This window comes from Aromatoleum sp., assembly GCF_032027225.1.
Classification (GTDB): domain Bacteria; phylum Pseudomonadota; class Gammaproteobacteria; order Burkholderiales; family Rhodocyclaceae; genus Aromatoleum.
The window spans coordinates 220,989-247,501 of record NZ_JAVSMM010000004.1; the positions used below are offsets into that span (position 1 = coordinate 220,989).

Below are 26,513 nucleotides of genomic sequence, written 5' to 3' on the forward strand. Positions count from 1 at the left end.
CGCGGGTGAGGATCGGGACTGCCGTCGCGTCCGTCCGTGCTGGTCGAATAGTCCCGCTGAATAGTTCGTTTCCCGCTCACGGCCGATGCTGCTCGCTTCTCTCGTTTTCGTTCCCTTCATCGGCAGCCTGATCGCGGCCCTGCTGCCGCAAAACGCGCGCAATGCCGAGGCGTGGCTCGCGATCGGCGTGGCCGGCTGGGGCCTGCTAGTCGCCGCGCTGTTTTACCCGGAGATCTCGGCCGGCGGGATCCTGCGCGCGGAGTTCGACTGGCTTCCGGCGCAAGGTCTCCATTTCCTGCTGCGGGTCGACGGGCTCGCGTGGGTGTTCACGCTGCTGATGCTCGCGATCGGCCTGCTGGTGATCGTGTATGCGCGCTACTACATGTCGCCGGAAGATCCGGTGCCGCGCTTCTTCTCGTTCCTGCTCGCCTTCATGGGGTCGATGCTGGGCATCGTGCTGTCGGGCAACCTGGTTCAGCTGGTGGTGTTCTGGGAGCTGACCAGCCTGACGTCCTTCCTGCTGATCGGATACTGGCATCACCGCGCAGATGCGCGCCGCGGCGCGCGGATGGCCTTCACGGTGACGGCAACCGGCGGGCTGTGTCTTTTCGCCGGCGTGCTCGTGCTCGGACACATCGTCGGCAGCTACGACCTGGATGCGGTGCTGGCGGCGGGCGACACGGTTCGCGGCCACGACCTCTATCTCGTCGCGCTGGCGCTGATCGCGCTCGGGGCGCTGACGAAGAGCGCGCAGTTTCCGTTCCATTTCTGGCTGCCGCACGCGATGGCCGCGCCGACGCCGGTGTCGTCCTACCTGCACTCCGCGACGATGGTCAAAGCCGGCGTGTTCCTGCTCGTGCGGCTGTGGCCGACGCTGTCGGGAACACCGGAATGGACGTGGATCATCGGCGGGGCGGGTGTCTGCACGATGCTGCTCGGCGCGTTCATCGCGATCTTCCAGCACGACCTCAAGGGTTTGCTGGCGTATTCGACGATCAGCCACCTCGGCCTGATCACCGTGCTGATCGGGATCGGCACGCCGCTGGCGATGGTCGCGGCGCTCTTCCACATCCTCAACCACGCGACGTTCAAGGCTTCGCTGTTCATGGCGGCCGGGATCATCGACCACGAAACCGGCACGCGCGACCTGCGCGTCCTCGGCGGGCTGCTGCCGAAAATGCCGCACACGGGAGTGCTCGCGATCGTCGCCAGCGGCGCGATGGCGGGCGTGCCGCTGCTGAACGGCTTCCTGTCGAAAGAGATGTTCTTCGCCGAGACGATCCTCGTCGGCGGCGACCGGAACTGGTGGATGTCGGTGGCCGCGGTTGCGATGGGCATGTTCGGCGTCGCGTACTCGCTGCGCTTCATTTCGATCTTCTTCGGCCGGCCTTCGGAGGAGCTGCCGCGCGAGCCCCACGAGCCGCCGCGATGGATGCGTTTCCCGGTGGAGCTGCTGGTGCTCGCCTGCCTTGTCGTCGGCATCATTCCGGCGCGCAGCATCGGGCCGATCCTCGATATCGCGGCCACCGCGACGCTGGGTGCGGACACGCCGCGATACGACCTCGCCGTCTGGCACGGCGTCAATCTGCCGCTGATGATGAGCATCGTGGCGCTGCTCGGAGGCGTGAGCTTCTACGTCGTGCTGCGTCGGCACTTCAACCTGCGGCAACGGACGAGCGTGCCGGTGATCAACCGCTTCAACGGCGCCCAGGCATACGAGACTTCGATGGCGTACATCACGCGTTCGGCGGGATGGCTGCTGCGCCACCTCGGCACGACGCGCCTGCAGCCGCAGTTGCTGATGATGATGCTCGCGCTGCTGGTCGTCCCGCTGCTGCTGGCCGGCGCGCCGCCGCAGTGGACGGTGCTGCCGGTGCAGGGCTTCGACCCCCTCTTTGCCGGCATCTGGGTCATCGGCGGGACCTGCGCGATCGCGGGCGCGTGGATGGCGAAATTCCACCGCCTCGCCGCGCTGATGCTGATCGGCGGCACCGGCATCGTGACCGCGGCGACTTTCCTGTGGCTGTCGGCGCCCGATCTCGCGCTGACCCAGTTGATGGTCGAAACCGTCACGACGGTGCTGATCGTGCTCGGCCTGCGCTGGCTGCCGCCGCGCATCGAGCCGAAAGTGCTCCAGCTCAGCATTCCGCGCAGCGTGTGGCTGCGCCGCTCGCGCGACATGACGATCGCGGTCGTCGGCGGCCTCGCGATGGCGGCGCTGACTTACGCGGTGCTGGTGCGCCCGGCGTCGGACACGATCGCCGACTTCTTCCTGCTCAACGCGCTGAGCGGAGGCGGCGGCAGCAACGTCGTGAACATCCTGCTCGTGGACTTCCGCAGCTTCGACACGCTCGGCGAGATCACGGTGCTCGCGGTCGTCGCGCTCACCGTGTACGCGCTGCTGCGCCGCTTCCGGCCCGCGCCCGACAGCGCCGAGATTCCGCCGCAGCAGCAGAACGAACTCGATCCCGCCTCCCGGCAGACGCCGGCCGAGCAGGCCAACCGTGGTTACCTGCTGGTGCCCGGCATCTACCTGCGCCTGCTGCTGCCCTTCATGGGGGTGATCGCCGTGTACTTCTTCATGCGCGGGCACAACCTCCCCGGCGGCGGCTTCGTGGCCGGCCTGATCTTCGCGGTCGCGATCCTCGTCCAGTACATGCTGGCCGGCACCGTCTGGGTCGAGAGCCATCTGAGCCTGCGGCCGCACCGCTGGCTCGGCTCCGGACTGATCCTCGCGTGCGCGACCGGCCTCGGCGCCTGGTTCTTCGGCCATCCCTTCCTGACCACGCACACCGCACATGTCGATTGGCCGGTGCTCGGCGAACTGCATCTGCCGAGCGCTTTCGTGTTCGATCTCGGCGTGTTCACGGTGGTCGTGGGGACCACGATGCTGATGCTGGTCGCGCTGGCGCACCAGTCCCTGCGGGGCCACCGCGTGCCGGTAAATGGGGCACCCGACGTCGAGCGCCCGACGCCCGGCGGGAGAGCCGCCTGATGGAAGCGGTGGTTGCGATTGCGGTAGGCGTGATGTTCGGATCGGGAATCTGGCTCATCCTGCGCCCGCGGACCTTCCAGCTCATCACCGGGCTGCTGCTGATGTCCTATGCGGTCAATCTGTTCATCTTCGCGATGGGGCGGCTGTGGGTCGACCGGCCGCCGATCACGCCCGGTCCGACCGTCGATCCGGCGCAGTTCGCCGACCCGCTGCCGCAGGGGCTGGTGCTGACCGCGATCGTGATCGGCTTCGCGACGACCGCGCTCTACCTCGTGATCATGATCGGCGCGCGCGGCCTGACCGGCAGCGACCACGTCGACGGCGAGGAGCCCCGCGAATGAGCGCGCTGCCCTGGCTGCAACATCTCATCGTCGTTCCGGTCCTGCTGCCGCTGCTGGTCGGCGCCGTCATCATCCCGGTGACGCAGCGGCGTCACACGCTGAAATTCGCGTTGAGCCTGTCGAGCAGCGTGCTGCAGTGGCTGGTGGCCATCGTGCTGCTCGTGACCGTCGATGGCGAGCATTGGCCGAACGGCATCGGCGTGTACCTCGCATCGAACTGGGCGGCGCCGTTCGGCATCGCGCTGATGGTCGACCGGCTCGCGGCGCTGATGCTCGTGCTGACCGCGACGATCGCGCTCGCGGTGCTGGTGTTCTCGGTGCAGCGCTGGGACCGCGTCGGCGTGCATTTCCACACGATGTTCCAGTTCCTGCTGATGGGGCTCAACGGGGCGTTCCTGACGAACGACCTGTTCAATCTGTTCGTGTTCTTCGAGGTGATGCTGGCCTCGTCCTACGGGCTGGTGCTGCATGGCTACAACCTGCGCCGCATCCGCGCCGGCATGCAGTACATCGCGATCAACCTGGTCGCGTCCTTCATGTTCCTGATCGGCGTCGCGCTGATCTACGCGGCGACCGGCACGCTGAACATCGCGGACCTGAGCGCCCGTGTCGGCCTGCTCGACGCGCAGGACGCCTATCTGCTCTCGATCGGCGCGAGCGTGCTGGCGCTCGCGTTCCTGACGAAGGGCGCGATGTGGCCGCTCGGCTTCTGGCTGCCCGGCACCTATGCGTCCGCGTCGCCGCCGGTGGCCGCGATGTTCGTGCTGATGACCAAGGTCGGCGTGTATGCGGTGTTGCGCGTGTGGCTGGCGGTGTTCGGGAGCGAGGCGGGGGATCTCACCGGCTTCGGCTTCGCGGCGCTGACGCTGGGCGGCATGGCCACGCTGATGTTCGGCGCGATCGGGATGCTCGCAAGCCAGGACGGCGGGCGCATGGCGGGTTACGGTGCGGTGGTCTCGTCGGGCACGGTGCTCGCGGTGATCGGCCAGTCCGGCCCGGGCGTGCTCGCGGCGGGGCTGTACTACCTGCTCGGCTCGACCTTGGCGATGGCAGCCTTCATGTTGCTGATCGAGCTCACCGAGCGGATCCGGCCGCCCGGCGCATCGCTGCTGGCGATCACGATGGAAGCGTTCGCGATCGAGGACAAGCCGGAAGACCCGGTCGGCGTAGGCATCCCAGGCACGCTGGCCTTCCTCGGCCTGAGCTTCGCGGCGTGTGCGCTGGTGATCAGCGGCATGCCGCCGCTGTCGGGATTCGTCGCGAAGTTCAGCCTGTTTCATGCGCTGCTCGAGGCGTCGGCCGGCCAGCCGGAAGGCGTGCCGGCGACGACCTGGGTGCTGATCGCACTGGTCATCGTGGCCGGCCTCGCGGCGATCATCGCGCTGATGCGGCTGGGCGTGCGGACCTTCTGGGCGTCGGGGGCGGTGACGCCGCCGGCGCTGCAATTCTCGGAGGCGGCGCCGGTGACCGCGCTCGTGGTGCTGTGCGTGCTGCTGACGGTTCAGGCCGGACCGGTGTTCAACTATCTGGGCCGCACGGTCGACGGGCTGTCGCGCAGCGGCGACTACACCGAGCGCGTGCTGGGCGAGCCGCCCGTGAGGCGCGCGCCGACCGACGGAGGCCCGCGATGAGCCGCTGGCTGCCTTCGCCGCTGCTGTCGGTGTGTCTGCTGCTGATGTGGCTGCTCCTCGTCCAGAGCGTCGAGCCCGCGCACTGGCTGCTCGGCGGCCTGCTCGGGTTCATCGCGCCGCTGCTCGCGTGGCCGCTGCAGCCTCACGGGCATCCGCGCATCGCCCGGCCGTTGGCATTCGGGCGGCTGTTGTGGCTGTCGGCGATCGAGATCGTGCGCTCGTGCTTCAACGTCAGCAGCATCATCCTGTTCCGCCAGTCGGCCGAGGTGAATTCGCAGTTCGTCCGCGTGCCGCTCGACCTGCACGATCCGCACGGCCTCGCGTTGCTGTCCTGCCTGATCAACTCGACGCCGGGAACCGTCTGGGTCGAGATCCTGCCCGACACCCACGTCCTGCTGCTGCACGTGTTCGACCTGCACGACGAGCAATGGTGGATCGATACGATCAAGGCCCATTACGAGCAGCCGATCATCGAGTTGTTCGAACCCGCCGCATTGGCGAATCGAGGAGAGAAGGCATGACGACCGCGACGCTGCTGTCCGCCGCGATAATCTTCGCGCTCGCTTGCGTGGTGCTCGCGATGGTTCTTTGCGCCGTGCGCCTGCTGATCGGTCCGTCGGCGCAGGACCGCGTGCTGGCGCTCGACACGCTATGGATGTGCACGATGCTGCTCGCGCTGATGCTCGGCATGCGATACGGCAGCGAGATCTACTTCGAGGCGGCGCTGCTGATCGCGCTGCTCGGCTTCGTATCGACGATCGCGCTGGCGAAATTTCTGATGCGCGGCGAGGTGATCGAATGAGTTTCGCCGAAACGCTCCCCTGGTGGGCGGCGCTGCCCGTGGTGTTCCTGCTCGTGCTGGGCGGCGTGATCTCGCTGGTCGGCACGCTCGGGCTCTTGCGGCTGAAAACCTTTTACCAGCGCATCCATGGCCCGGCGATCACCGTCACGCTCGGCGCCGGATGCATCCTCGTCGCGTCGATGATCTATTTCAGCGTCGCGCAATCGAGGCTGGTGATTCACGAACTTCTGATCGGCCTCTTCGTGCTGATGACCGCGCCGGTCGTCGCGATGCTGATCATGCGTGCCGCAGTCTATCGCGACCCACAGCGCGACCGGTCCGGGGAAGCGGACGATCCGGGCGCGGAAACCAGTGGCTGAAGAAGGGGAGCCGCGGCCCGCGGTCCTCACCCAAGCTGCGTAGAACCCGGGCTGACCGCGTTTTCGCGGCGCCGTCCGCCTTCAGTCACATACGCGTCCGCGCCGGCAACGCCTCCCTCCCGCGAGGCGTGTGCGCAGGTCCGAGACTTTCGTCCGCGTCGCCTTCGACATCCCTCCCGCATAATCGCGGGCCAAGCGCGCCATCGCGCATCGTTCCCAGTTCGGCCGGAGAAAAAGAAGATGTCGAAACGCAAGGTCCTGCTGCTCGCGATCGGCCTGCCCCTGTCGGTCAGCGCACTGGCCGCCGGCGGCGGGCGCGCGAAGTTCACCGAGATGGCCGCGAATCTCGCCTCGCTGATCGGCGCCGCGGATTACTGCGGCAGCAACCGCGGCCAGACGCTGCTCGATGCGTTCGCGCGGGGCCTCCCGCATTTCGACCTCAGCCGCGCCGACATCGACGCGGTGCTCGTCGCGATCGACCAACCTCGCCGGCAGGCGCGCGAACAAAGCGCCGCGACTTTCGCCAATCGCCCCTGCCCGGCGCAGACGCGCGAGAAGATGCAGCAGTCGCTGCAGGAGATGGAAAACGCGTGGTACCGCGTCGTGCGCAACGAAACCGGCGCCGACCTGCAGGCCGCAGCGCCGGCGCCGGTGCCGGTGCCGGCGCCCGTTTCGGCAGGAAGCGCCGCGCCGCCCCCCGCGCCCAACTCCACGCCGTGTGTCAAAGGTCGCGCGGTCAGCGTTCTGTATGGCGGCCAATGGTATCCCGCGAAGGTGCTCGACGGACCCGACAACATGGGCAGCTGCCTCGTCTCCTACGACGGCTACGGGTCGAACTGGGACGAATGGGTCAACGCCGCACGCATGCGGCCGGTCGGTGGCAAACAGGCAGCGACGCCCACAGCCCGCCCCGACGCTTCCACGACCCCCGCAGCCGGCGGAGCAAGCGCGATTCCGCCCGGAAAGTACGGCTGCTACACCTTCGACAACGGTCAGCTCAACTACACCTACACCGACGTCGTCGTCCAACCCGGCGGCCGCTACGCCGTCGGCAATGACATCGGCAGCTACACGCTCTCCGAAGGCGGCGCAATGCGCTTCACCGGCACGATGGCAAACGCCACCGGCAAGTTTTCGGTGAAGAACGGCGGCAAACCGCAGATCGACCTCGTGTTCAACGGCGACGCGCGGGCGTCGATGAGTTGCCCGAAGGGGCGATGAGCCGAGGCGTCGCGAGTAGCACGCACCCCAAAGTTATTTTTCCGCGCTCGCGATAGCGATCGAACGGATGCTTCGATTCAAGCGCGCTCGCCCCGACTCGTCGTCGCTACAACCCCTCGACTCGGATCCGCACCCGGATTCGAGGAACAAGCGCCAACCGCCTGACCGCAATCGGCCTCCCCCAGCGCAGGAGTGACGCAAATTCAGGTCATCCACTCGACTGTCATTTTTTGTTTATTATTGCGCCTGTTCCACAGGAATTTGAGCCGGACGTCTGCCAGCACACAGTCTCGCGATTGCTGCTAGCCAACGTCGCCCTTCTTGCTGCTTGACGTGGAACGAATGACTTTTATTCAACGGAAAAAGGATAAGACATGAGTGAATTGGTATGCCCGCACTGTAGAGAATCCGTTCCTCGTGGCGCCACCGTATGTCGTGGATGCCAAGCGGAAATAGAGTACGGGGCCCCTTCAGCTCTCTATTTCATCTTGCTGATTGCAAGCGTATTTGCAGGCGTCAAAATATCGGGTGTCGTTCCGGCAAGTTTATCGCTGCTCGGTTGGCCCGCAGGTATCACCGTTCTCGTCGGCGCTGGCGCGCTATTGAGAAGAATGTTCGCAGATCGGGCTAGTTTCAAGCGTATCTACAAGACCAGGTAAAACCGAACCTCTGCGGCGCTCCTGCACCCGCCGCCCCCGTTTCAGGTCCGCTTTGGACCTCGGAATTCCCGAGATCAGCGGGTTCGCGAGTTCGGTTCTTTAACGTCAATTGGCAAATCGATTATGCATCGTTGCACCTTCGAACTGAACGACAAGCCGATGAGCTCCTTCAATTTAGGCGGACTGTCTTTCGATGCCTTCTCCGGCTTGAGCCCACACATCAACAAGAAAGTTTCGGCTTGTCTCGCAAACGAAGGACCTATCCCGCCCGGAATCTACTACATTCTCGACCGCAAATCCGGTGGCTTTCTTGGCTCCTTATTGGACCGTCTCAAAGGCCGATCAGACTGGTTCGCGTTGTATGCAGAGGATGCTGAAATCGATGACGCGACATACTGCAGAGAAGTTTTGCGCGGCAACTTTCGGCTTCACCCGAAAGGGATCTACGGAGTCAGCAAAGGTTGCATCGTGATCGAAAAACAGCACGAGTTCCATTTCTTGCGCAGCATGTTGCGGAGCGTGAAACCCCGCGCCATTCCGGGCAGCGAACTCCATGCGTATGGGAAGCTAGCCGTCCGATGAGACGTCGCTTATTTGTGATGTCGTTGTTTTTCGCATGGCTGACGGTTTCCTCACTCATTGCGCATCTTTGGGTAACCAACCCTGAAACGTTTCCTTCTTTACCCCGGTCCTTTTGGACTTGGACGGATTCTTATTATCGCTCCGCTAACGCGGAGGAAATTTCCGATCTAGAGTTTGTGGTCGCATTCTCGATCTCGGCGATTTCTGTGCTGATTGCTTGCTCCGCTGGCTATGCGTTCTTCCGGACTCTTCATTCGAAGCGCGCGCAGAAATAGAATTCGCAGTATTTTCAACGGCTCGCAACCATTCTCGCCATCGAGCATTGGGACAAGAGCCTCGGCGTACGGCTGCCACCGGCCGACGTACGGGCGGCTCGTCTAAACGGATCATGGTCGAGGATGACCGCATCGACATCACTCAACTTGCGCAGGCGAACCTGAAAAACTAAACCAGGGTCTTACGCCTTCGATCCGGAAACGCACTGCGGCGAGGCCATGCTCCCCGGCCCAGCCATCGAGGCCGAGGGTCGATAAGCAATTGCGGCCGAGGCGCGGACCGTACCGGCCACGACAGGACGATCCTTACGCCCGGGCGGATCAACACGGGACGGCGTCAGGCTCGCGTGCCGCGCGTGGTTCATGTGGATCGCCTGCCCCGACTTCATGCGCTGGCGCTTGCGCTCGCAGACGCCGTCGGCGCAGTGGACGATGGGTTTGGTCGAACGGTAGTTCGGCCAGCGCGTAACGACGCGCCGCGTAGTCGGTTTCAACTTGGCAGGTGTATCGCGCGATCCCGCCGTCGAACGCATAAATGTTCTGGTCGTCGGCGACCACCGTCAGCGAGACGCGGTCTTCCTCGGTCTGCAGCGTGCTCCCCGCGGCCGCGCCGATGAGTTCATATCGACGCCATTGATGTCGTGGTATTCGTCGACGAGCACGAAGCGCAGGCCGGAGGGCGGACGGTGGGGCTCAGCGACGTCGCGGCGCAGACGTTCGGCGGTTTTCGCGGGGCAGATCGGGGCTTCCGACCACAGCGCGGTCGGCGGCGGTTTCACATGAGCTTTCCTAAGCCTCGCCGTTAGAAACGATCGTTTTACGCGGATCGCCGGGCGGCCTACGATAGCCCCGCTCACTCGAAGATCCGAACGGAGGCCCACCATGTCCAAGCATTACACGCACATCGACTGGCAGCGCGCGCCGCACGCGGCCGACGCCGGCACCTACTCGCGCAACCACGTCGCGACGCTCAACGGCAAGCAGAAGGTGTCGCTGTCGGCAGCGGTCGACTACAAGGGCGACGCCGCGTGCGCGGATCCCGAGCAGCTGCTGCTGACCGCGCTCGCGAGCTGTCACATGCTCACCTTCCTCGCGATCGCCGAGCTCCAGGGCTTCCGCGTCGAGGCTTACCGCGACGCGCCGGTCGCGCACCTCGAGAAGAACGCCGAAGGCCGCATGGCGGTAACGCGGATCGAGCTGTCGCCGCAGGTGCGCTTCGCCGGCGACAAGCAGCCCGACGACGCGGCGCTCGCGCGCTTGCACGCGGGCGCGCATCGCAACTGCTTCATCGCGCATTCGATCAGCGCGACGGTGACGGTGACTCCGCTTACCGAACCCGCCTGAGGTCTTGCTCGCCGACAAGACGAGCCGACCGGGCGACGGGGCGTCGTCACCCACCCGCACGCGTTAGGATGGCGCGATGAAACGAATGCCTCCCTCATCGCTCGATGTCGCTCAAGCCGCGGCCGGCGAGGCGCTGGAGCCGTCCAGCGCCTGCACGCCGCGCGCAGCCGCGCCGCGCATGCCGCCGCTGATTGCGCTCAACTACTTCGAGGTCGCGGCCCGGCTCGGAAGCTTCGCGGCGGCGGCGAAGGCGCTGCATGTGTCGCCGGCCGCAGTCAGCCATCAGATCAAGGCTCTCGAAGACCACCTCGGCATCGAGCTCTTCGAGCGCCACCACCGCAAGGTCGTGCCGACCCGTGCCGCGAAGGCCGCGCTGCCACGGCTGCAGGAAGGCTTCGCCGCGCTCGGCGAGGCGGTCGAGCGGATGCGCGCGCACGGCGACGAACGTTGGGTCATCACCGTGTGCGCCGAGCCGCTGTTCGCGACGAAATGGCTGGTGCCGCGACTGCACCGGTATTACGCGCGTTGCCCAGAGGCCGAGCTGCGGCTGCAGGCGAGCCTGAGCTCGGTGGACGCCGAGCCGGGCGGGCCGGTGACGGCGGCGGCGTTCCAGGGCTCCGGCATCGACCTCTCGGTGCGACTGGGTTACGGCCGTTACGCCGACCTCGACGCCGCGCCGCTGCTCGAGCTCGTGCGGGTGCCGATGTGCGCGCCCGACCTCCTCGCGCGTCTGGCAACGCCTCACGCGCTACTCGCGCTGCCGCTGCTCGTCGATGCGACGCTGCTGCGCGGCGCCGAGCGCTCCGGCTGGAGCGAATGGCTGCGCGCGGCCGGAGTGATGCCGACCGCGCCGCTGCGCGAACAGCGCTTCGGCAACGGCCTCCTCGCGCTCGAAGCGGCGATCACCGGGCAGGGCGTGCTGCTCGCGAGTGCGGCGCTGATGCGCGCCGAACTCGACGCGGGGAAACTCGTCGTCGCGTTCGACCGGCCGCTGCGCTCGCGCCTCGCCTATCACGTCGTCTGTCCGCCGGCGTCGCTCGAACGCCCGGTCATCGCCGCGTTCCGCCACTGGCTGCTCGATGAGATCGCGCAGACCGCGGCCGACCCGCTCGCCGCGCCGTCGTTCGCCGCCGTCGAGGCGTCGCCGCAATGAGCCCGACGAGAACCGCGCTGCTCACCGTCGCCGCGATGCTCGCGTTCGCGGCGAACTCGCTGCTCTGCCGCATCGCGCTGCGCGACGCGCACATCGACGCCGCGAGCTTCACCGCAATCCGGCTCGCGTCCGGCGCGCTGATGCTGTGGCTCCTCGTGCGTCTGCGCGGCGGCCGCATCGGTCCGCACGGCAACTGGCCGTCCGCGTTCGCGCTGTTCGCGTACGCGGCGGCGTTCTCGTATGCCTATCTCACGCTGCCGGCCGCGGCCGGGGCGCTGCTGCTGTTCGGCGCGGTGCAGGCGACGATGATCGGCTACGGGCTGTGGCGCGGCGAGCGGCTCGACGCTGTCCAGTGGACGGGGCTCGCGCTCGCGGGCGGCGGCCTGGTCGGGCTGCTGCTGCCCGGCCTGTCGGCGCCACCGGCGGGCGGCGCCGCGCTGATGATTGCGTCGGGCATCGCCTGGGGCATCTATTCGCTGCGCGGCCGCGACGCCGGCAACGCGACCGCGGTGACGGCGGGCAACTTCGTCCGCGCGCTGCCGTTCGCCGCGGTTCTCGGCCTCACGATGCTCGCGCGCGCCGACTTCGACGCTGCGGGCGTCGCCTACGCCGTCGCATCGGGCGCGCTCGCTTCGGGCCTCGGCTATGCGATCTGGTACAGCGCGCTGCCCGGCCTGCGCGCGACGAGCGCGGCGACGGTGCAGCTCAGCGTGCCGGTGATCGCCGCGCTCGGCGCCGCGATGTTCCTCGCCGAGCCGGTCACGTTGCGTCTCGCGCTCGCGTCGGCCGCCGTGCTGGGCGGCATCGCGCTCGTCATCGCCCGCCGCGCACGCAAATGAGCCTGCGCCGGGCAGCGTTCCGTCAGCGCGTGTAGTAGCCGACGCCGACCAGCATGTCACCGCTACGCCGCAGGAAGCTGCGCTTCGCCTCGGTCCGGCCCGACACCGGATTCACCCACTGGTAGTCGAACTCCGCGCTGCTGCCGTCGCCGAGCCGCGCGATCATCCCGGGGACGATGCGTTGCCCCTGCGAATCGACGAGACGGTTCGCGTCGGTGCCGACGAGCCGCGGGTCGGCGCCGTGCGCGACGAAGCGTCCGCTCGCGAGATCGACCGCGAATACGTACAGGTCGTCGCGTACGAAGCGGCCGTCGGCGCGCTGGAAGTCGGCGAACGCCTGCCGCTGGTCGGCGTCGACCGCCTTCGTCGCCGCGCGCAGCATCGCCTTCGCGTCCGTCGGCGTCGCGCGCGGCGAGAAGTAGCCGACCGCGACGATCAGCTCGCCGATCTTGCGGAACAGCGTCACTTTCGGCTCACCGCGGCTGTCGGCGGGGTTGAACCACTTGTACTCGACGCGGCCGCCGCCCTGCTCGCGCGCGACTGCGACAATGTCGCGGAAAAACGCCTTGCCGTCGGCATCCGTGTAGTCGAGCACGTTGGTGCCGACGAGCGCGGCCGAGAAGCCGCCGCTCGCGAGAAAGCGGCCGTCGGTGCGCAGCGCATACACGTAGAGGTCGCGGTCGATGAGCTGCTCGTCGCGGCTGAACGCGGCGACGCCGGCCTCGCCGCGCGCCTCGACGTGGCGCACGGCACGGTCGAGGAGCGCGACGGCGCGTTGCTCGGCCGGCGTCACGACGCGCAGCGCATCGGCGGCGGCGCCGGGAGAGCGCGCGTCCTGCGACAGCGCGCTGCCGGCCGCCAGCGCGAGGCCCCCGAGCACAAACGCGCGGGCGATGCGGGTGGTCGAAAACTTCATTCGGTCTCTCCTTGCCGATGATCGCCGGTCAGTAGCCCATCATCCGCGGCAGCCACAGCGACAGGTTCGGAATGAACGCGACGAGGAACACCGCGATCGTCGAGGCGATCACGAAGGGGTGGATGCGCGCGACGATGTCCTCGACCGTCGCGCCGCCGATGCCGGACGCGACGAACAGGTTCTCGCCGAGCGGCGGCGTCTGGAAGCCGATCGACAGCGCGCAGATCACGACGATGCCGACGTGCGTCGGGTCCGCACCCATCATGTACATCACCGGCAGCAGCACCGGCACCAGGATCATGATCGCCGCGAGCGTCTCCATGAACATGCCGACGAAGAGCAGGAACAGGATCACCAGCGTCCAGATCAGGTACAGGCTGTCGGTGAGGTTCAGCAGCGACTCCGCGATTGTCGCCGGGATGCGCTGCTCGACGAGCAGGCGGCCGAACACCGTCGCCGCGAACAGGATCAGCAGCACGCGGCCGGTGATCCACGTCGTCGTCTTCAGCGAGTTGAAGAGCGCCGGGAATTTCAGCTCGCGGTGCAGCACGAAGCCGACGAACAGCGTGTAGAAGATTGCGACGATCGCCGATTCGGTCGGCGTGAAGAGCCCGGTGTAGATGCCGCCGAGGATGATCACCGGCGCGAGGATCGACCACACGCCGCGGCGCAGCGCGGTCTTGATTTCGCCGGTCGACCATTTCTCGGTGAGCCCGCGGTAGCCGCGCTTGTCCGAGATCATGTAGTTCACCGCAAGCAGGCTCCCCGCCATGATCAACCCGGGAATCACGCCGGCGACGAAGAGCTTCGGGATCGACAGCGACTCGAACGCGCCGTACTTCTCGATCGCTTCGGCCGGCGGGTTCATGCCGAGCGCCGAGATGCCGAAGATCACCATCGGGATCGACGGCGGGATGATGATGCCGAGGCCACCGGACGCCGCAGTGACTGCCGATGCGTAGCTGCGCTCGTACTTGCGCTGCGTCATCGCCGGGATCATCAGCATGCCGACCGCGGCGGTCGTCGCCGGGCCGGAACCCGAGATCGCGCCGAAGAACAGGCACGCGAGCACGGTCGCCGCGCCGAGGCCGCCGGTGATCGGGCCGGCGAGCGATTCGGCGATGTCGACGAGGCGCTTCGAGATGCCGGCCGCCTCCATCAGCGCGCCGGCGAGCACGAAGGCCGGCAGCGCCATCAGCGGGAAGCTGCCGACCGACGTGAAGGCGATCTGCACGAACGCGATCGGGTTCTTGTCGAGCACGAGAAAGGCGCCCATCGCGGCGCCGGCGAGCGACACCGTGATCGGCGCGCCGAGCAGCAGCAGCACGAAGAAGCCGCCGAACAGGATTTCGAGAATGAAGGCATCCATCTTTGTGGCTCCGGCGTCAGGCGGCGGCGTTCGCGGTCGCGACGCGCTTGAGATTCTCGATTTCCTCGGCTTCCGGATCGACGATCGCGACGCCCTTGAACAGCGCGAGGTAGTTGTTCCGCAGGATGCGCAGCGACATCAGCAGGAAGGCGACCGGCAGGATCATGTAGAAGTACTTCATCGGCAGGCCGATCGTCTGCGACTTCCAGAACGCGTTCATGCGGTTGAAGACGAAGTCGTAGCTGAGCCAGACGAAATACAGGTTGAACGCGACCCAGATCAGGTCGGCGATCGCCTCGCTGACTTTCTTCACGATCGGCGGGAAAAAGCGGAAATGGAAGGACACGCGGTTGTGCGCCGACATCTTCGCGGCGACGACCGCGCCGAGGTAGGCGAACCACACGAACATGTAGGTCGCGAGCTCTTCGCCCCACGGCAGCGAGTACTGGAAGAACTGGCGCAGCAGGATCTGCACGAAGAGCAGCAGCACGAAGAACGCGAGGAGCGTCTCGCACAGGTATTCCTCGATGTTCGAAACGATGTTGACGAGGACGCGCGATACGGACATGAGCGACTCCAGGAAGGCGGGGCGCAACGGTTCGGCGCGCGCCGGCGGACCGGCGGGCGAAGCGAGGAGGAACCGAAGCGGCGTATTGCGACTTGGGGCGGGGGGGTGCCGGGCGGCGGATCACGGACGCACGGAGGCCCGCAGCGCGCGGTGCCTGCGCGGTGCCTGCGCGCTGCCCTCGTGCTCCGCGACCCGCCGCGGCCGATCAGCGGCCGAGCGTCTTCAGGGCACGGTCGAGCTTCTCCTTGCCGCCGATGCTCTTGTAGAACTTCGGCCACACGGCGGTGGTCGCCTTCGCGATCCACTCCTTCTCGCCGTCGGCCGGCTCGGTGATCTGCATGCCCCGCGCGACGAGATCCTTCTTGATCTTCTCTTCGGTCTCGAGCAGGTACTTGAAGCTGTGCTCGGTCGCTTCGCGGCCGGCGTCGAGGATCGCCTTCTGCACGTCGGGCTTCTGCTCCTGGAACACCGATTCGCTGACGACGAGCGGCTCGAGCGAGAAGATGTAGCGCACGTTCGTGATGTACTTCTGCACTTCGTAGAACTTCATCGCCGACACGGTGATGTACGGGTTGTCCTGGCCGTCGACGACGCGCTGCTGCAGCCCGGTGAAAGTCTCCGACCACGACATCGGCGTCGGATTGACGCCCCACGCCTGGTAGGACGCGATCATGATCTCGTTCTTCGGCACGCGGATCACGAGCCCCTTCAGGTCGTCGAGCGTCCTGACCGGCTTCTTCGAGTTCGTCAGCACGCGGAAGCCCGAATACGCCCAGCCGACGATGCGCACGCCCGCGTCGCGGATCGTGTTCGCGGCGAGCTCCTTGCCGACTTCGCCCTGCGTGAGCTTCTTCGCGTCCTCGGCGCTCTGGATCACGTACGGCATCGTCAGCAGGCCGACCGTCGGCGAGAACGGCGTGATGTTGTTCACCGCGAGGATCGAGAAGTCGAGCACGCCCATCGACGCGTTGTTGATCGTGTCTTCCTCGCTGCCCAACTGCCCGTTCGGGAACAGATCGACCTTGTGCTTGCCGCCGGTCTTCTGCTCGAAGCTCTTCGCGAAGCTCGTGCCGAGCTCCCACTGCGTGCCGCCGGCGGCGTCGCCGACGGCCATCTTGAAGGTCGCCGCGAGCGCGGACGGGGCGGCGGCGACGAGGCTCGCGGCGGCGACGAACGGAAGCAGTACGTTCTTGCGGAATTTCATTCTTGTCTCCTCGATCTCTTTCTAGTGGGTGTTGCAGCCTTGCTGCATTGCGGACCGTGCCCCTGGGATCGTGCGGGGAGCGGACGTGCGCCGGGGAGCCGGGCGCCTCTCGCACCCGGCTTCGCGTTTCTCGGGGATATCGCGCTGCCGGCGATCGCCGGCGCGCGTGTCAGAGCACTTCGTCCTTGAAGTGGTACCAGCGGTACAGCCACCACTGACCGAAGCGGCGGAACGGCGCGAAGAGTTCGGCTTCGACCATCTCGCGCACGTTCGGGAACGGCAGCCGCGAGCGGAAGATCGGCAGCTCCGGCGTGCGCACGCCGGCGATGTTCTCCGCGAGCCGGCGGCCCGCCTGCGCCGAATACATCACGCCGTTGCCGCCGTAGCCGAGCGCGTAGTACAGCGACGCCTTCGGGTCCGGCTGCACGATGCGCGGCATCATGTCGTGCGACACATCGACCCAGCCCCACCACGAGTAGTCGATCTGGATGCCCTCGAGCGCCGGGAACTTGCGGTGCAGGTCGCGGATCAGGAACTCCCGGTACTTGTCCTGCGGCGCGTCGCGCCCGGTGATCGCGCTGCGGCTGCCGATCTGCACGCGGTTGTCGGGCAGCAGCCGGTAGTAATGGCGCAGGATGCGCGTGTCGGTGAGAACCTGCGTCGTGCGGAAGTTGCACGCATCGATCTCGGCGCGCGTCAGCGGGCGCGTGACGATCGAGTTCGACAGGATCGGCAGCAGCCGATTCCTGAACTCGCGGTGCAGGCTGTTCGACGTGTAGCCGCCGGTCGCGACGCCGACCGCGCGCGCCCGCACGATGCCGCCGGGCGTCTTCAGGTAATGCACGCCGTTTTTCGTCTCCCAGCCCATCACCGGGCTCGCCGGGTGCACTTTCACGCCGAGCGCGCGGGCCTTCTTCAGGTAGCCGAACGCGAGCTTGCCGGCGTGGATGCCGATGCCTTCGGGCTCGTGCATCGCGCCCGCAGCCTCCTTGTCGTCGACGTAGTCGCGCTTGACGGTGTCGGCGTCGAGGATGCGCGCGTCGTACTTGAAGACGTCGCGCAGGATCTTCGCTTCCTTCTCGAGCACCGGCATCACGCGGGGCTTGTGCGCGATGTAGAGGTGCCCGCCCGGCTGCGGGTCGCAGTCGATGTCACGGATCAGGTCCTTGAAGGTCTGCATCGCGTCGCAGACTTCCTCGTGCAGCCGCAACGCGGTGTCCAGGCCGTAGCGCTCGATCCACTGCGCGCGCTTGAGGCGCCCCGACGCGCACTGCGCCTGGCCGCCGTTGCGCGTGCTGCAGCCCCACGCGCTGCGGTTCGCTTCGAGCACCGTCGCCTTGATGCCATGCTTCTCGGCGAGGGAGATCGCCGCCGTCAGGCCCGTGAAGCCGGAGCCGATGATCGCGACGTCGACGTCGATGTCGTGCGTGACCGGTCCGTCGTCGGCGGGCGGCTCGCCCGCGGTGCCGATCCAGTAGGTCGGCGCGTAGTCGCGTCCCTGCCCCGGCGTCGCCGATACGAGCGGGTCGTAGGCGGGGTCGTAGGGTTGGGCGGGGGCGGTCGCACGCACGTTCGTGACGATCCGCTTTTCTGCAATGGCTTCCATGTCCCGACTCCTGCTGTTCCTTCCGCCTCAGGCGGTCTTCGCGACCGGCGGACGGTCCTTGCGGTACGCGTTCTTGACCGCGATCCTGCCGTCGCGCAACGTGAAGACGTCGACCATGCGGGCTTCGATGCGCGTGCCGTCCGCCTTCGTGCCGCAGAACGTCGACTCCGAGACGCCGCGGTCGCCGCAGACGAAATGCTCGCCGTCGAGCCACGCGGCGTCGGGGAAGGTCTGCCATGCGAGCTGGAAGCCGGTGCGTACCGCGTCGCGGCCTTCGAAGCTCTTGCCGAACAGTTCGGGGCCGGCCACCGCATGGAATACGCAGTCGTCGGTCACGAAGCTCATCAGCGCGTCGATGTCGTGCCGATTCCACGCGTCCGCGAAGGCCGCGAGGGTGTCGGCGGTCGCCTCGGTGCAGGGTTCGGCGAGGGTCGTGGTGCTCATGGATTCCGTCTCCTTCACTTTGTTTTATCGTTTATACGAACATTTTGTACCGTTTTTCGGAACTAAATCAACATTAGGGTCGAAGCCCTGGGTTGTCAATACATATTTCGATTTTTGGTACGTTTTAGACTTTTTTTTGAAACTTTATGGAAATCGGCCCGCTGCTGACGCGACGCGACCGGCCATCGGCGACGATGGCGACGCGGCGAAACGGCGCGGAATACGGCCCGCGAGCCACGCGTCACGCCCCGCCTCGACCGCGAGCCGCATCGCGTGCGCCATCCGGATCGGGTCGCGCGCGCCGGCGATCGCGGTGTTCATCAACACGCCGTCGCAGCCGAGCTCCATCGCGATCGCCGCATCCGACGCGGTGCCGACGCCGGCGTCGACGATGACCGGCACCTTCGCCTGCTCGATGATCAGCGACAGGTTCCACGGGTTCAGGATGCCCATGCCCGAGCCGATCAGGCTCGCGAGCGGCATCACCGCGACACAGCCGATGTCTTCGAGGATGCGCGCCTGGATCGGGTCGTCGCTGCAATACACCATCACGTCGAAACCGTCCTTCACCAGCGCCTCGGCCGCCTTCAGCGTCTCGGGCATGTTCGGGAACAGCGTCTTCTCGTCGCCGAGCACTTCGAGCTTGCACAGCGGGTGGCCGTCGAGAAGCTCGCGCGCGAGCTGCAAGGTGTAGACCGCGTCCTTTGCGTTGTAGCAGCCGCCGGTGTTCGGCAGGATCGTGAAGCGGTCCGGCGGCACCGCGTCGAGCAGGCTCGGCTCGTTCGCGTGCTGACCGATGTTCACGCGGCGGATCGTCACCGTGACGATTCCAGTGCCGCTCTCGTCGACCGCCGCGCGCGTCTCCTCGAAGTCGCGGTACTTGCCGGTGCCGACCAAGAGGCGCGACGCGTAAGTCCGGCCGGCGATCGTGAGTCCCTCATCCGCGGCCGGCAGGGCGCGCAACGAGCCGTCGGGCGTGTCGTTGAGCTTCATGTCTTCGTTCCTTCCATCATTGAGGCGGCGATCGGATACGGCCGTTCGCGCTGAGCACGTCGAAGCGCTCGGGCCCGAACGGCCTTTGGAAACCGGGAGATGATTGACTTCTAGCCGCCGCCGATCGCGACGACGACTTCGACGCGATCGGCCGCGCTGAGCGCGCGCTCGGACCAGCGCGGCGCCGGCACGACTTCGCGGTTCACTGCGACCGCGACGCGCTTGCCGACGAGTTCGAGGCTCGCAATCAGGTCGTGCAGCGTCGCGCCCGCACCGAGCTCGTGCGCGGCGCCGTTGAGTTCGATCGTCAGGGATTGCATCTCAGGACCTCCGGTAGAGTTCGGCGCCGCTCTTCACGAACTCGACCGACTTCATTCCATGCCCTTCGCGAGGGCTTCCTCTTCCTTGAGGCCTTCCTTGGCGGCGAAGTCGCGCACGTCCTGCGTGATCTTCATCGAGCAGAAGTGCGGGCCGCACATCGAGCAGAAGTGCGCGACCTTGGCCGATTCCTTCGGCAGCGTCTCGTCGTGGAATTCGCGCGCCTTGTCCGGGTCGAGGCCGAGGTTGAACTGGTCTTCCCAGCGGAATTCGAAACGCGCTTTCGACAGCGCGTTGTCGCGGATCTGCGCGCCGGGGTGGCCCTTCGCGAGGTCCGCGGCGTGCGCGGCGAGCTTGTAGGTGATGATCCCTTCCTTGACGTCGTTCTTGTCCGGCAGGCCGAGGTGCTCCTTCGGCGTCACGTAGCAGAGCATCGCGGTGCCATACCAGCCGATCTGCGCCGCGCCGATGCCGCTCGTGATGTGGTCGTAGCCCGGCGCGATGTCGGTGGTGAGCGGCCCGAGCGTGTAGAAGGGGGCTTCCTTGCAATGCTCGAGCTGCAGCTCCATGTTCTCGCGGATCAAGTGCATCGGCACGTGGCCCGGGCCTTCGATGATGGTCTGCACGTCATGCTTCCACGCGATGTCGGTGAGCTCGCCGAGCGTCTTCAATTCACCCAGCTGCGCGTCGTCGTTGGCATCAAAAATCGAGCCCGGACGCAGGCCGTCGCCGAGCGAGAAGGCCACGTCGTAGGCCTTCATGATTTCGCAGATGTCCTCGAAGTGCGTGTAGAGGAAGCTTTCCTTGTGGTGCGCGAGGCACCACTTCGCCATGATCGAGCCGCCGCGCGAGACGATGCCGGTCATGCGGTTGGCGGTCATCGGCACGTAGCGCAAGAGCACCCCGGCGTGGATCGTGAAGTAGTCGACGCCCTGCTCGGCCTGCTCGATCAGCGTGTCGCGGAAGATCTCCCAGGTCAGCTCCTCGGCCTTGCCGTTCACCTTTTCGAGCGCCTGGTAGATCGGCACCGTGCCGATCGGCACCGGGCTGTTGCGGATGATCCACTCGCGCGTCTCGTGGATGTTCTTGCCGGTGGACAGATCCATCACCGTGTCGCCGCCCCAGCGGATCGACCAGGTCATCTTGTCGACTTCCTCGAAGATCGACGAGCCGATCGCCGAGTTGCCGATGTTGGCGTTGATCTTCACGAGGAAGTTGCGGCCGATGATCATCGGCTCGGACTCGGGGTGGTTGATGTTGTTCGGGATGATCGCGCGCCCACGGGCGACTTCCGAGCGCACGAACTCGGGCGTGATCTCGGCCGGAATAGCCGCGCCGAACGACTGGCCCGGATGCTGGCGGGTCAGCAGCTTCGCCATCTTCTCGCCGGTCGGGCCGGTGGCGCGCAGCGGCTCGACGTAGGCCGCGCGGTTCATGTTCTCGCGGATCGCGATGTATTCCATCTCGGGCGTGATGATGCCGCGGCGGGCGTAGTGCATCTGCGTGACATTGCCACTGAGGTTCGCGCCGGCCTTCGCGCGGCGCGGATGGCGGTGCAGGCCGGGGAAGCGCAGCTCGTCGAGGCTCTGGTCGGCGGCGCGCTGGCGGCCGAATTCGGACGACAGGTCGGCGAGCACTTCGGTGTCGCCGCGCTCCTCGATCCACTGCTGGCGCAGCGCGGGCAGGCCCGAGCGGATGTCGATCTTGGCGTTCGGGTCGGTGTAGATGCCCGAGGTGTCGTAGACGAAGATCGGCGGGTTCCGCTCGCCACGAGTGTTGGCAAATGAGGCGGTCGGCGTGTCGGCCTGCGAGATCTCGCGCATCGGCACCTGGACGTCCGGGCGCGAGCCTGCGACGTGGATCTTGCGCGAGTTCGGCAGCGGCGCGATCGCCGCTTCGTCGACGTGCGCGTTCGCGGCTAGGAATTTTTCTGGCGCGTTCATGATGTTCTCTGTCGGGAGTCGGGGCTGGACGGGGCTTTACGCGAGCGCGCGGCTGAGGAAGACCATCGCGAGCATGTAGGCGGCGACGAACAGCGCTTCGCCGGACAGCAGCGCGATCGGCTTCCAGCCGAGCTCGGCGAGCTTCTCGAGCGAGGTCTTCACGCCAAGCGCGGCGATCGAGATCACAAGGCACCAGCGCGACACGTTCGAGCTCACCTCGACGACTTCGGGCGACAGCAGACCGACGCTGTTCAACGCCGCCAGCGCGGCGAACGCGACGAGGAACAGCGGCAGCACCGGCGTCTTCTTGCCGCTCGCGCCGACTTCGCGCTTGCGCTCGGCGTGGAACACCATCCCGAGCACGACGACGACCGGCATCAGCATCGCGACACGGAACATCTTCGCGAGCGTCGCCGCATCGCCGACTTCGGGCGAGATGATCAGGCCGGCGCCGACGACCTGGGCGACGTCGTGGATCGAGCCGCCGAGGAAGAGCCCGGCCTCGCTGACCGACAGTCCCGCCGCCTTGACGACGAGCGGATAGAGCACCATCGCGGCGGTCGAGAAGATCGCGACGCCGATCGCGGTCAGCAGCGTGTAGCGCTCGTTCTCGCGCGTCGCCGGCAGCGTCGACGAGATCGCGAGCGTCGCCGAGATGCCGCAGATGCCGGTGCCGCCGCCCGACAAAAGGCCCAGCATCGGCGGCAGACCGAGCAGCCGCGCGAACAACAGGCCGAACGAGATCGTCAGCACGACCGCGCCGACGAGCGCGCCGACGCCGACAAGACCGAGGTCGCTGACGTCGGTCGCGACGATGCGCGCGCCGAGCAGCGCGACGCCGAAGCGCACGAGCTTCTTCGCCGACGCCTCGATGCCGGGGATGCATTTCTCGCTGTCGGCGAGGAAGTGGAACGCGATGCCGATCAGCAGCGCATACAGAAACTGGGGGCCGCCGTAGTGATCGGACACGAAGGTCGCGGTGATCGCGATCACCGTGCACAGCATGAAACCCGGCATCAGCGCGCGCACTTCGCTGAACATCACGGGTGGCGCAACGGTCGTTTGAGTGGTCATTGGATCGGTGTCCGGTGGGGATGTCGGGCCGGATGCCGGCGGCGTATTGCACCGCCAGCACCCGCGAGCAACGAGACCTGGGATTGCGAAGAAATCGTCGCGAGCGGCCCGAGTCCGGCCCGGCGACGCGCTGCCGTACGAGAGGTACGGCGCGCATCACCGGGGCGAAATCCGCTTACGCAGCAGACCTATTCGCGAGCTTTCACACGTAGTCCTTGTACTTGTCGAGGAGGCGCACCGGCTTCGACAGCGCGTCGCGGCGGAACGGGTCGCCGAGCTCGCGCGTGCACATGATTTCCACGATGCAGGTCTTGCCGTGGGTCATCTGCAGGTCGATGGCCTTCTTCAGTGCCGGGCCCACGTCCTCCAGCCGATCCACGGTGATGCCCTCGGCGCCCATCGCGCGCGCGATCTCGGCGAAGCTCTGGTTGTCGAGCTCACCGGCGACGAAGCGGCGGTTGTAGAAGTCCACCTGGTTCTTCTTCTCCGCGCCCCACTGCCGGTTGTGGAACACGACCGCGGTCACCGGGATGTTGTGGCGCACGCAGGTCATCGTCTCCATCAGGCTCATGCCCCAGGCGCCGTCGCCGGCGTACGAGACCGCCGGACGGTGCGGCGCGGCGACCTTCGCGCCGATGATGGTCGGGAAGGCGTAGCCGCAGTTGCCGAAGCTCATCGCGGCGAAGAAGCTCCTCGGCTTCTCGAAGCGCAGGTAGCTGTTCGCGACCGAGTTGATGTTGCCGATGTCGGTCGACACCATCACGTCCTCGGGCATCGCCTTCTCGAGCTCGCGCAGCACCTGGCGCGGGTGCAGGTAATGGCCGCCGTTGAAGGTCTTCTCCTTCGCGTTCTCGTCGATCATGTCGAGGCTGAACGGGTCGCGCTCGTGCGTCCATTCGTCGAGCTCGCGCTCCCATGCGGCCTTCTCGGTCGCGATCCTGTCGGCGCGCTGCGCCTTCGTCGCGTCGCATTCGAGCGCGCGCTTTGCGAGGCGCTGCGTCAGGGCTACGGCCGCGGCCTTCGCGTCGCCGCAGATGCCGACGGAGATCTTCTTCACGAGGCCGAGCATCTTGTTGTCGGCGTCGATCTGGATGATCTTCGCGTTCTTCGGCCAGTAGTCCATGCCGTGCTGCGGCAGCGTGCCGAAAGGCCCGAGGCGCGAGCCGAGCGCGATCACGACGTCGGCCTGGCTGATCAGCTTCATCGCCGCCTTCGAGCCCTGGTAGCCGAGCGGGCCGCACCACAGCGGGTGACTCGCGGGGAACGAGTCGTTGTGGAGGTAGCTATTGACGACCGGCGCGCCGAGGCGTTCGGCGAGCGCCTTGCACTCCTCGATCGCGTCGGCCATCACGACGCCACCGCCGGAGATGATCACCGGGAATTTCGCGGTCGCGAGGATTTCGGCGGCTTCGTTGAGGCTCTGCTCGCCGCCGGCGCCGCGGTCCAGCCGCGACGGCTTCGGGATCTCGCACGTGATCTCGCCGTAGAAGTAGTCGCGCGGGATGTTGAGCTGCGTCGGACCCATCTCGCTCATCGCACGGTCGAAGCAGCGGCCGGTGTACTCGGCCATCCGCGCCGGATGCGTCACGTGGCCCTGGTATTTGGTGAATTCCTGGAACATCGGCAGCTGCTTGCATTCCTGGAAGCCGCCGAGGCCCATCGTCATCGTGCCGGTCTCGGGCGTCACGATCACGACCGGGCTGTGCGCCCAGTAAGCCGCCGCAATCGAGGTCACGCAGTTCGAGATGCCGGGGCCGTTCTGACCGATCACCACCCCGTGGCGGCCGGACACGCGCGAGAAACCGTCGGCCATGTGGCCCGCGCCCTGCTCATGCACGACCGGGATCAGGCGGATGCCGGCGGGCGCGAAGATATCCATCGCGTCCATGAACGCCGATCCCATGATTCCGAACATGTCGGTCACGCCGTTGGCCACCATGGTTTCGACGAAGGCTTCCGACGGGGTCATCTTGTGCGGGCCGCTGACGACGCTGCGGGGGTCTTTCTCGCTCATTTTCCTGTCTCCTGACTCGAGTGGGTGGGGTCAAGTTATCGATTTCGGCACTTTTTGTTCCGTTTTTCGATACTTGAATACACTGTAGGCGGAGACGGGCGAGGCGTCAACTGGTTATTTCGTTTTTTAGAACTATTCGTCTCTTTATTCGAAATTCTTTCAAGCGAACGGAACCCCTCTCGCAAGGAGCGCGCTGCCCGAACGACGACCGGCTCCGTCACTGGCGAGCACAAGCGCTGCGTCGACGAGCCAGGAAGCTGCGGCGAGAATTGAAAACGGCACCCGGATCGGGTGCCGTCGAATCGCGGCGCGCGGGGCGCGCAGCGGTCCGGCCCCTTTCCGGGGCGGGCGCTGACTACGGCTTCTCGAACGCCTGCACTTCGATCACGACCGGTTCGAACTCCGGTTTCGACCCCCAGAGGCATTTCGCCGCGTACGCCACGAGCAGGATGCCGAGGCTTACGACGCCGAGCAGCAGCGGCAGGCGCTGTTCGGGAATGAAGACCATCGCGACGAGGATCGCGATCATGCCGACGATCGCGACCCACGTGAGGTAGGGATAGCACCACATCTTCACGCGCAGCCGCGCCGGGTCTTCCCTTTCGAGGCGCGCACGCAGGCGCAGCTGCGATACCGCGATCGACACATAGACGAAGATCGCGACAGTGCCGTACGAATTGACGAGGAACGCGAAGACGGTGTCGGGCGACACGTAGGACATCACGACCGCACCGTAGCCGAACAGCGTCGCCACGAGGATCGCCGGGACCGGCACGCCGTTGCGGCTGACTTTCGCCAGCGCCTGCGGCGCGTCGCCGCGCCGGGTCAGCGCGAACAGCATCCGGGACGACGCGTAGAGACCCGAGTTCAGCGCCGACAGCACCGCGATCAGCACGATCGCGTTCATGATCTGCGCGGCCGCCGGAATGCCGATCGCGTCGAGCGCGCTGACGTAGGGCGTCGCGATGCCGGCCGAATTCCACGGTACGAGGCATACGACGAGCAATACCGACCCGACGTAGAAGCACAGCACGCGCGTGATCACCGAGTTGGTCGCCTTCGCGACCGCACGCTGCGGCTCGGACGTTTCGGCCGCGGCGACGGTGACGATTTCGGCGCCGAAGTAGAAGGCGGTCGCGGCGACCGCCCCGGTCAGTACCGGCACGATGCCGTTCGGCATGAAGCCGCCGTGTACGGTGAGGTTCGACACGTTCGCCGCCACATTGGGCCACATGCCGAACACGTACAGCCCGCCGAGAAACAGGAACACGACGATCGCCGCGACCTTGATCGACGCGAACCAGAACTCGAACTCGCCGAACGACTTCACCGACACCAGGTTGGTCATCGTCAGCATCACGAGGAGGACGAGACTGATGGACCACGCCGGCACGTCGGGCAGCCAGTAGCGTACGAGGTCGGCGCCGGCAACCGCTTCGACCGCGACGACGATGACCCAGAAGTACCAGTACATCCAGCCGGTCAGGAAGCCGGCGAGATTGCCGACGGCCGGCCGGTCCGACCACGCGGTGCGCGCGAATTCGTAGAAGGCTCCGGTCGCGGGCATCGCCACGGCCATCTCGCCGAGCATGCGCATCACGAGCACGACGAGACCGCCGGTGAGCAGGAAGGACAGCACCGCGGCCGGGCCTGCGGACTTGATCACGACGCCGCTGCCAACGAAGAGGCCCGCGCCGATGACGCCGCCGAGCGCGATCATCGTCATGTGCCGCTGCTTGAGGCCGTGCTGCAGGCCGCCACCCGAATCTACCGAGTTGGATTTCACGTCTGTCTCCTTTGGTCCTGTGGGTTTCGACGTCCGGATCGGCGGTACGGCCGATCCTGACTGCCCATCTCCGGTCG

24 protein-coding genes are annotated in these 26,513 nt (G+C 66.5%); 11 read left to right on the plus strand and 13 right to left on the minus strand.

Annotated features, from left to right (window positions below; genetic code table 11):
- Positions 1-85 precede the first annotated feature (85 nt).
- The 8 genes from ROZ37_RS07265 (at position 86) to ROZ37_RS07300 (ending at position 8,590) form a co-directional block, all read left to right on the plus strand.
- The gene (locus tag ROZ37_RS07265) at positions 86-2,995 is read left to right on the plus strand and encodes a monovalent cation/H+ antiporter subunit A (protein WP_312658561.1); all 2,910 of its coding nucleotides are present in this window, start codon (positions 86-88) and stop codon (positions 2,993-2,995) included.
- Positions 2,995-3,336 carry a Na+/H+ antiporter subunit C gene (locus ROZ37_RS07270; RefSeq protein WP_312658562.1) on the plus strand — a complete coding sequence of 114 codons (342 nt, stop codon included), beginning with the start codon at positions 2,995-2,997 and terminating at the stop codon, positions 3,334-3,336. Before ROZ37_RS07265 ends, ROZ37_RS07270 begins: the two co-directional genes overlap by 1 nt.
- On the plus strand, positions 3,333-4,967 hold the full coding sequence (locus tag ROZ37_RS07275; protein ID WP_312658563.1) for a monovalent cation/H+ antiporter subunit D: 1,635 nt from the start codon (positions 3,333-3,335) through the stop codon (positions 4,965-4,967). The genes ROZ37_RS07270 and ROZ37_RS07275 overlap by 4 nt, the downstream gene beginning before the upstream one ends.
- Complete coding sequence (locus tag ROZ37_RS07280; RefSeq protein ID WP_312658564.1) at positions 4,964-5,488, plus strand: Na+/H+ antiporter subunit E; 525 nt, start codon at positions 4,964-4,966, stop codon at positions 5,486-5,488. The genes ROZ37_RS07275 and ROZ37_RS07280 overlap by 4 nt, the downstream gene beginning before the upstream one ends.
- A complete protein-coding gene (locus ROZ37_RS07285) occupies positions 5,485-5,769 on the plus strand; it encodes a K+/H+ antiporter subunit F (protein WP_312658565.1) in 285 nt (94 codons plus the stop codon). Before ROZ37_RS07280 ends, ROZ37_RS07285 begins: the two co-directional genes overlap by 4 nt.
- Entirely contained in the window at positions 5,766-6,128 is a 363-nt protein-coding gene (gene mnhG / locus ROZ37_RS07290) for a monovalent cation/H(+) antiporter subunit G (RefSeq protein ID WP_312658566.1), read from the plus strand. The genes ROZ37_RS07285 and mnhG overlap by 4 nt, the downstream gene beginning before the upstream one ends.
- Positions 6,129-6,368: 240 nt before the next feature.
- Positions 6,369-7,349, plus strand: coding sequence for an agenet domain-containing protein (locus ROZ37_RS07295; RefSeq protein ID WP_312658567.1), 981 nt, complete (start codon positions 6,369-6,371; stop codon positions 7,347-7,349).
- 818 nt (positions 7,350-8,167) lie between these two features.
- A complete protein-coding gene (locus ROZ37_RS07300) occupies positions 8,168-8,590 on the plus strand; it encodes a DUF2778 domain-containing protein (RefSeq protein ID WP_312658568.1) in 423 nt (140 codons plus the stop codon).
- A gap of 835 nt (positions 8,591-9,425) precedes the next feature.
- Here ROZ37_RS07300 and ROZ37_RS07305 read toward each other — a convergent pair.
- Entirely contained in the window at positions 9,426-9,644 is a 219-nt protein-coding gene (locus tag ROZ37_RS07305) for a hypothetical protein (RefSeq protein ID WP_312658570.1), read from the minus strand.
- 103 nt (positions 9,645-9,747) lie between these two features.
- On the opposite strand from ROZ37_RS07305, the gene ROZ37_RS07310 reads away from it, so the two are divergent.
- The 3 genes from ROZ37_RS07310 to ROZ37_RS07320 all read left to right on the plus strand — a co-directional run bounded on the left by ROZ37_RS07310 (position 9,748) and on the right by ROZ37_RS07320 (position 12,201).
- Positions 9,748-10,209, plus strand: a complete 462-nt coding sequence (locus ROZ37_RS07310; protein WP_312658572.1) for an OsmC family protein — start codon at positions 9,748-9,750, stop codon at positions 10,207-10,209.
- Positions 10,210-10,285: 76 nt separating this feature from the next.
- Positions 10,286-11,362, plus strand: a complete 1,077-nt coding sequence (locus ROZ37_RS07315; protein ID WP_312658573.1) for a LysR family transcriptional regulator — start codon at positions 10,286-10,288, stop codon at positions 11,360-11,362.
- Positions 11,359-12,201 carry a DMT family transporter gene (locus tag ROZ37_RS07320; protein WP_312658575.1) on the plus strand — a complete coding sequence of 281 codons (843 nt, stop codon included), beginning with the start codon at positions 11,359-11,361 and terminating at the stop codon, positions 12,199-12,201. The genes ROZ37_RS07315 and ROZ37_RS07320 overlap by 4 nt, the downstream gene beginning before the upstream one ends.
- 22 nt (positions 12,202-12,223) lie before the next feature.
- On the opposite strand, the gene ROZ37_RS07325 is transcribed toward ROZ37_RS07320, so the two are convergent.
- The 12 genes from ROZ37_RS07325 to ROZ37_RS07380 all read right to left on the minus strand — a co-directional run bounded on the left by ROZ37_RS07325 (position 12,224) and on the right by ROZ37_RS07380 (position 26,436).
- The gene (locus tag ROZ37_RS07325; RefSeq protein ID WP_312658576.1) at positions 12,224-13,117 is read right to left on the minus strand and encodes a cache domain-containing protein; all 894 of its coding nucleotides are present in this window, start codon (positions 13,115-13,117) and stop codon (positions 12,224-12,226) included.
- 28 nt (positions 13,118-13,145) lie between these two features.
- The gene (locus ROZ37_RS07330; protein ID WP_312658578.1) at positions 13,146-14,486 is read right to left on the minus strand and encodes a TRAP transporter large permease; all 1,341 of its coding nucleotides are present in this window, start codon (positions 14,484-14,486) and stop codon (positions 13,146-13,148) included.
- Between the two features lie 16 nt (positions 14,487-14,502).
- Positions 14,503-15,054 (minus strand): TRAP transporter small permease, encoded by a 552-nt coding sequence (locus ROZ37_RS07335; protein WP_312658580.1) that lies wholly within the window; start codon positions 15,052-15,054, stop codon positions 14,503-14,505.
- A 205-nt stretch (positions 15,055-15,259) separates the two neighbouring features.
- Entirely contained in the window at positions 15,260-16,258 is a 999-nt protein-coding gene (locus tag ROZ37_RS07340) for a TRAP transporter substrate-binding protein (protein ID WP_312658581.1), read from the minus strand.
- A 169-nt stretch (positions 16,259-16,427) separates the two neighbouring features.
- Positions 16,428-17,864, minus strand: coding sequence for an FAD-binding oxidoreductase (locus ROZ37_RS07345; protein ID WP_312658582.1), 1,437 nt, complete (start codon positions 17,862-17,864; stop codon positions 16,428-16,430).
- Between the two features lie 27 nt (positions 17,865-17,891).
- Positions 17,892-18,308, minus strand: coding sequence for a nuclear transport factor 2 family protein (locus ROZ37_RS07350; RefSeq protein WP_312658583.1), 417 nt, complete (start codon positions 18,306-18,308; stop codon positions 17,892-17,894).
- Positions 18,309-18,452: 144 nt separating this feature from the next.
- Positions 18,453-19,301 carry a thiazole synthase gene (locus ROZ37_RS07355; RefSeq protein ID WP_312658584.1) on the minus strand — a complete coding sequence of 283 codons (849 nt, stop codon included), beginning with the start codon at positions 19,299-19,301 and terminating at the stop codon, positions 18,453-18,455.
- Between the two features lie 110 nt (positions 19,302-19,411).
- Entirely contained in the window at positions 19,412-19,621 is a 210-nt protein-coding gene (gene thiS, locus ROZ37_RS07360) for a sulfur carrier protein ThiS (RefSeq protein WP_409449937.1), read from the minus strand.
- 51 nt (positions 19,622-19,672) lie between these two features.
- Positions 19,673-21,562, minus strand: a complete 1,890-nt coding sequence (thiC, locus tag ROZ37_RS07365; RefSeq protein ID WP_409449938.1) for a phosphomethylpyrimidine synthase ThiC — start codon at positions 21,560-21,562, stop codon at positions 19,673-19,675.
- A gap of 36 nt (positions 21,563-21,598) precedes the next feature.
- A complete protein-coding gene (locus tag ROZ37_RS07370; protein ID WP_409449940.1) occupies positions 21,599-22,603 on the minus strand; it encodes a YeiH family protein in 1,005 nt (334 codons plus the stop codon).
- A gap of 235 nt (positions 22,604-22,838) precedes the next feature.
- On the minus strand, positions 22,839-24,650 hold the full coding sequence (gene xsc / locus ROZ37_RS07375; RefSeq protein ID WP_312658586.1) for a sulfoacetaldehyde acetyltransferase: 1,812 nt from the start codon (positions 24,648-24,650) through the stop codon (positions 22,839-22,841).
- A 355-nt stretch (positions 24,651-25,005) separates the two neighbouring features.
- The gene (locus ROZ37_RS07380; protein ID WP_312658588.1) at positions 25,006-26,436 is read right to left on the minus strand and encodes an amino acid permease; all 1,431 of its coding nucleotides are present in this window, start codon (positions 26,434-26,436) and stop codon (positions 25,006-25,008) included.
- Positions 26,437-26,513: the final 77 nt, after the last annotated feature.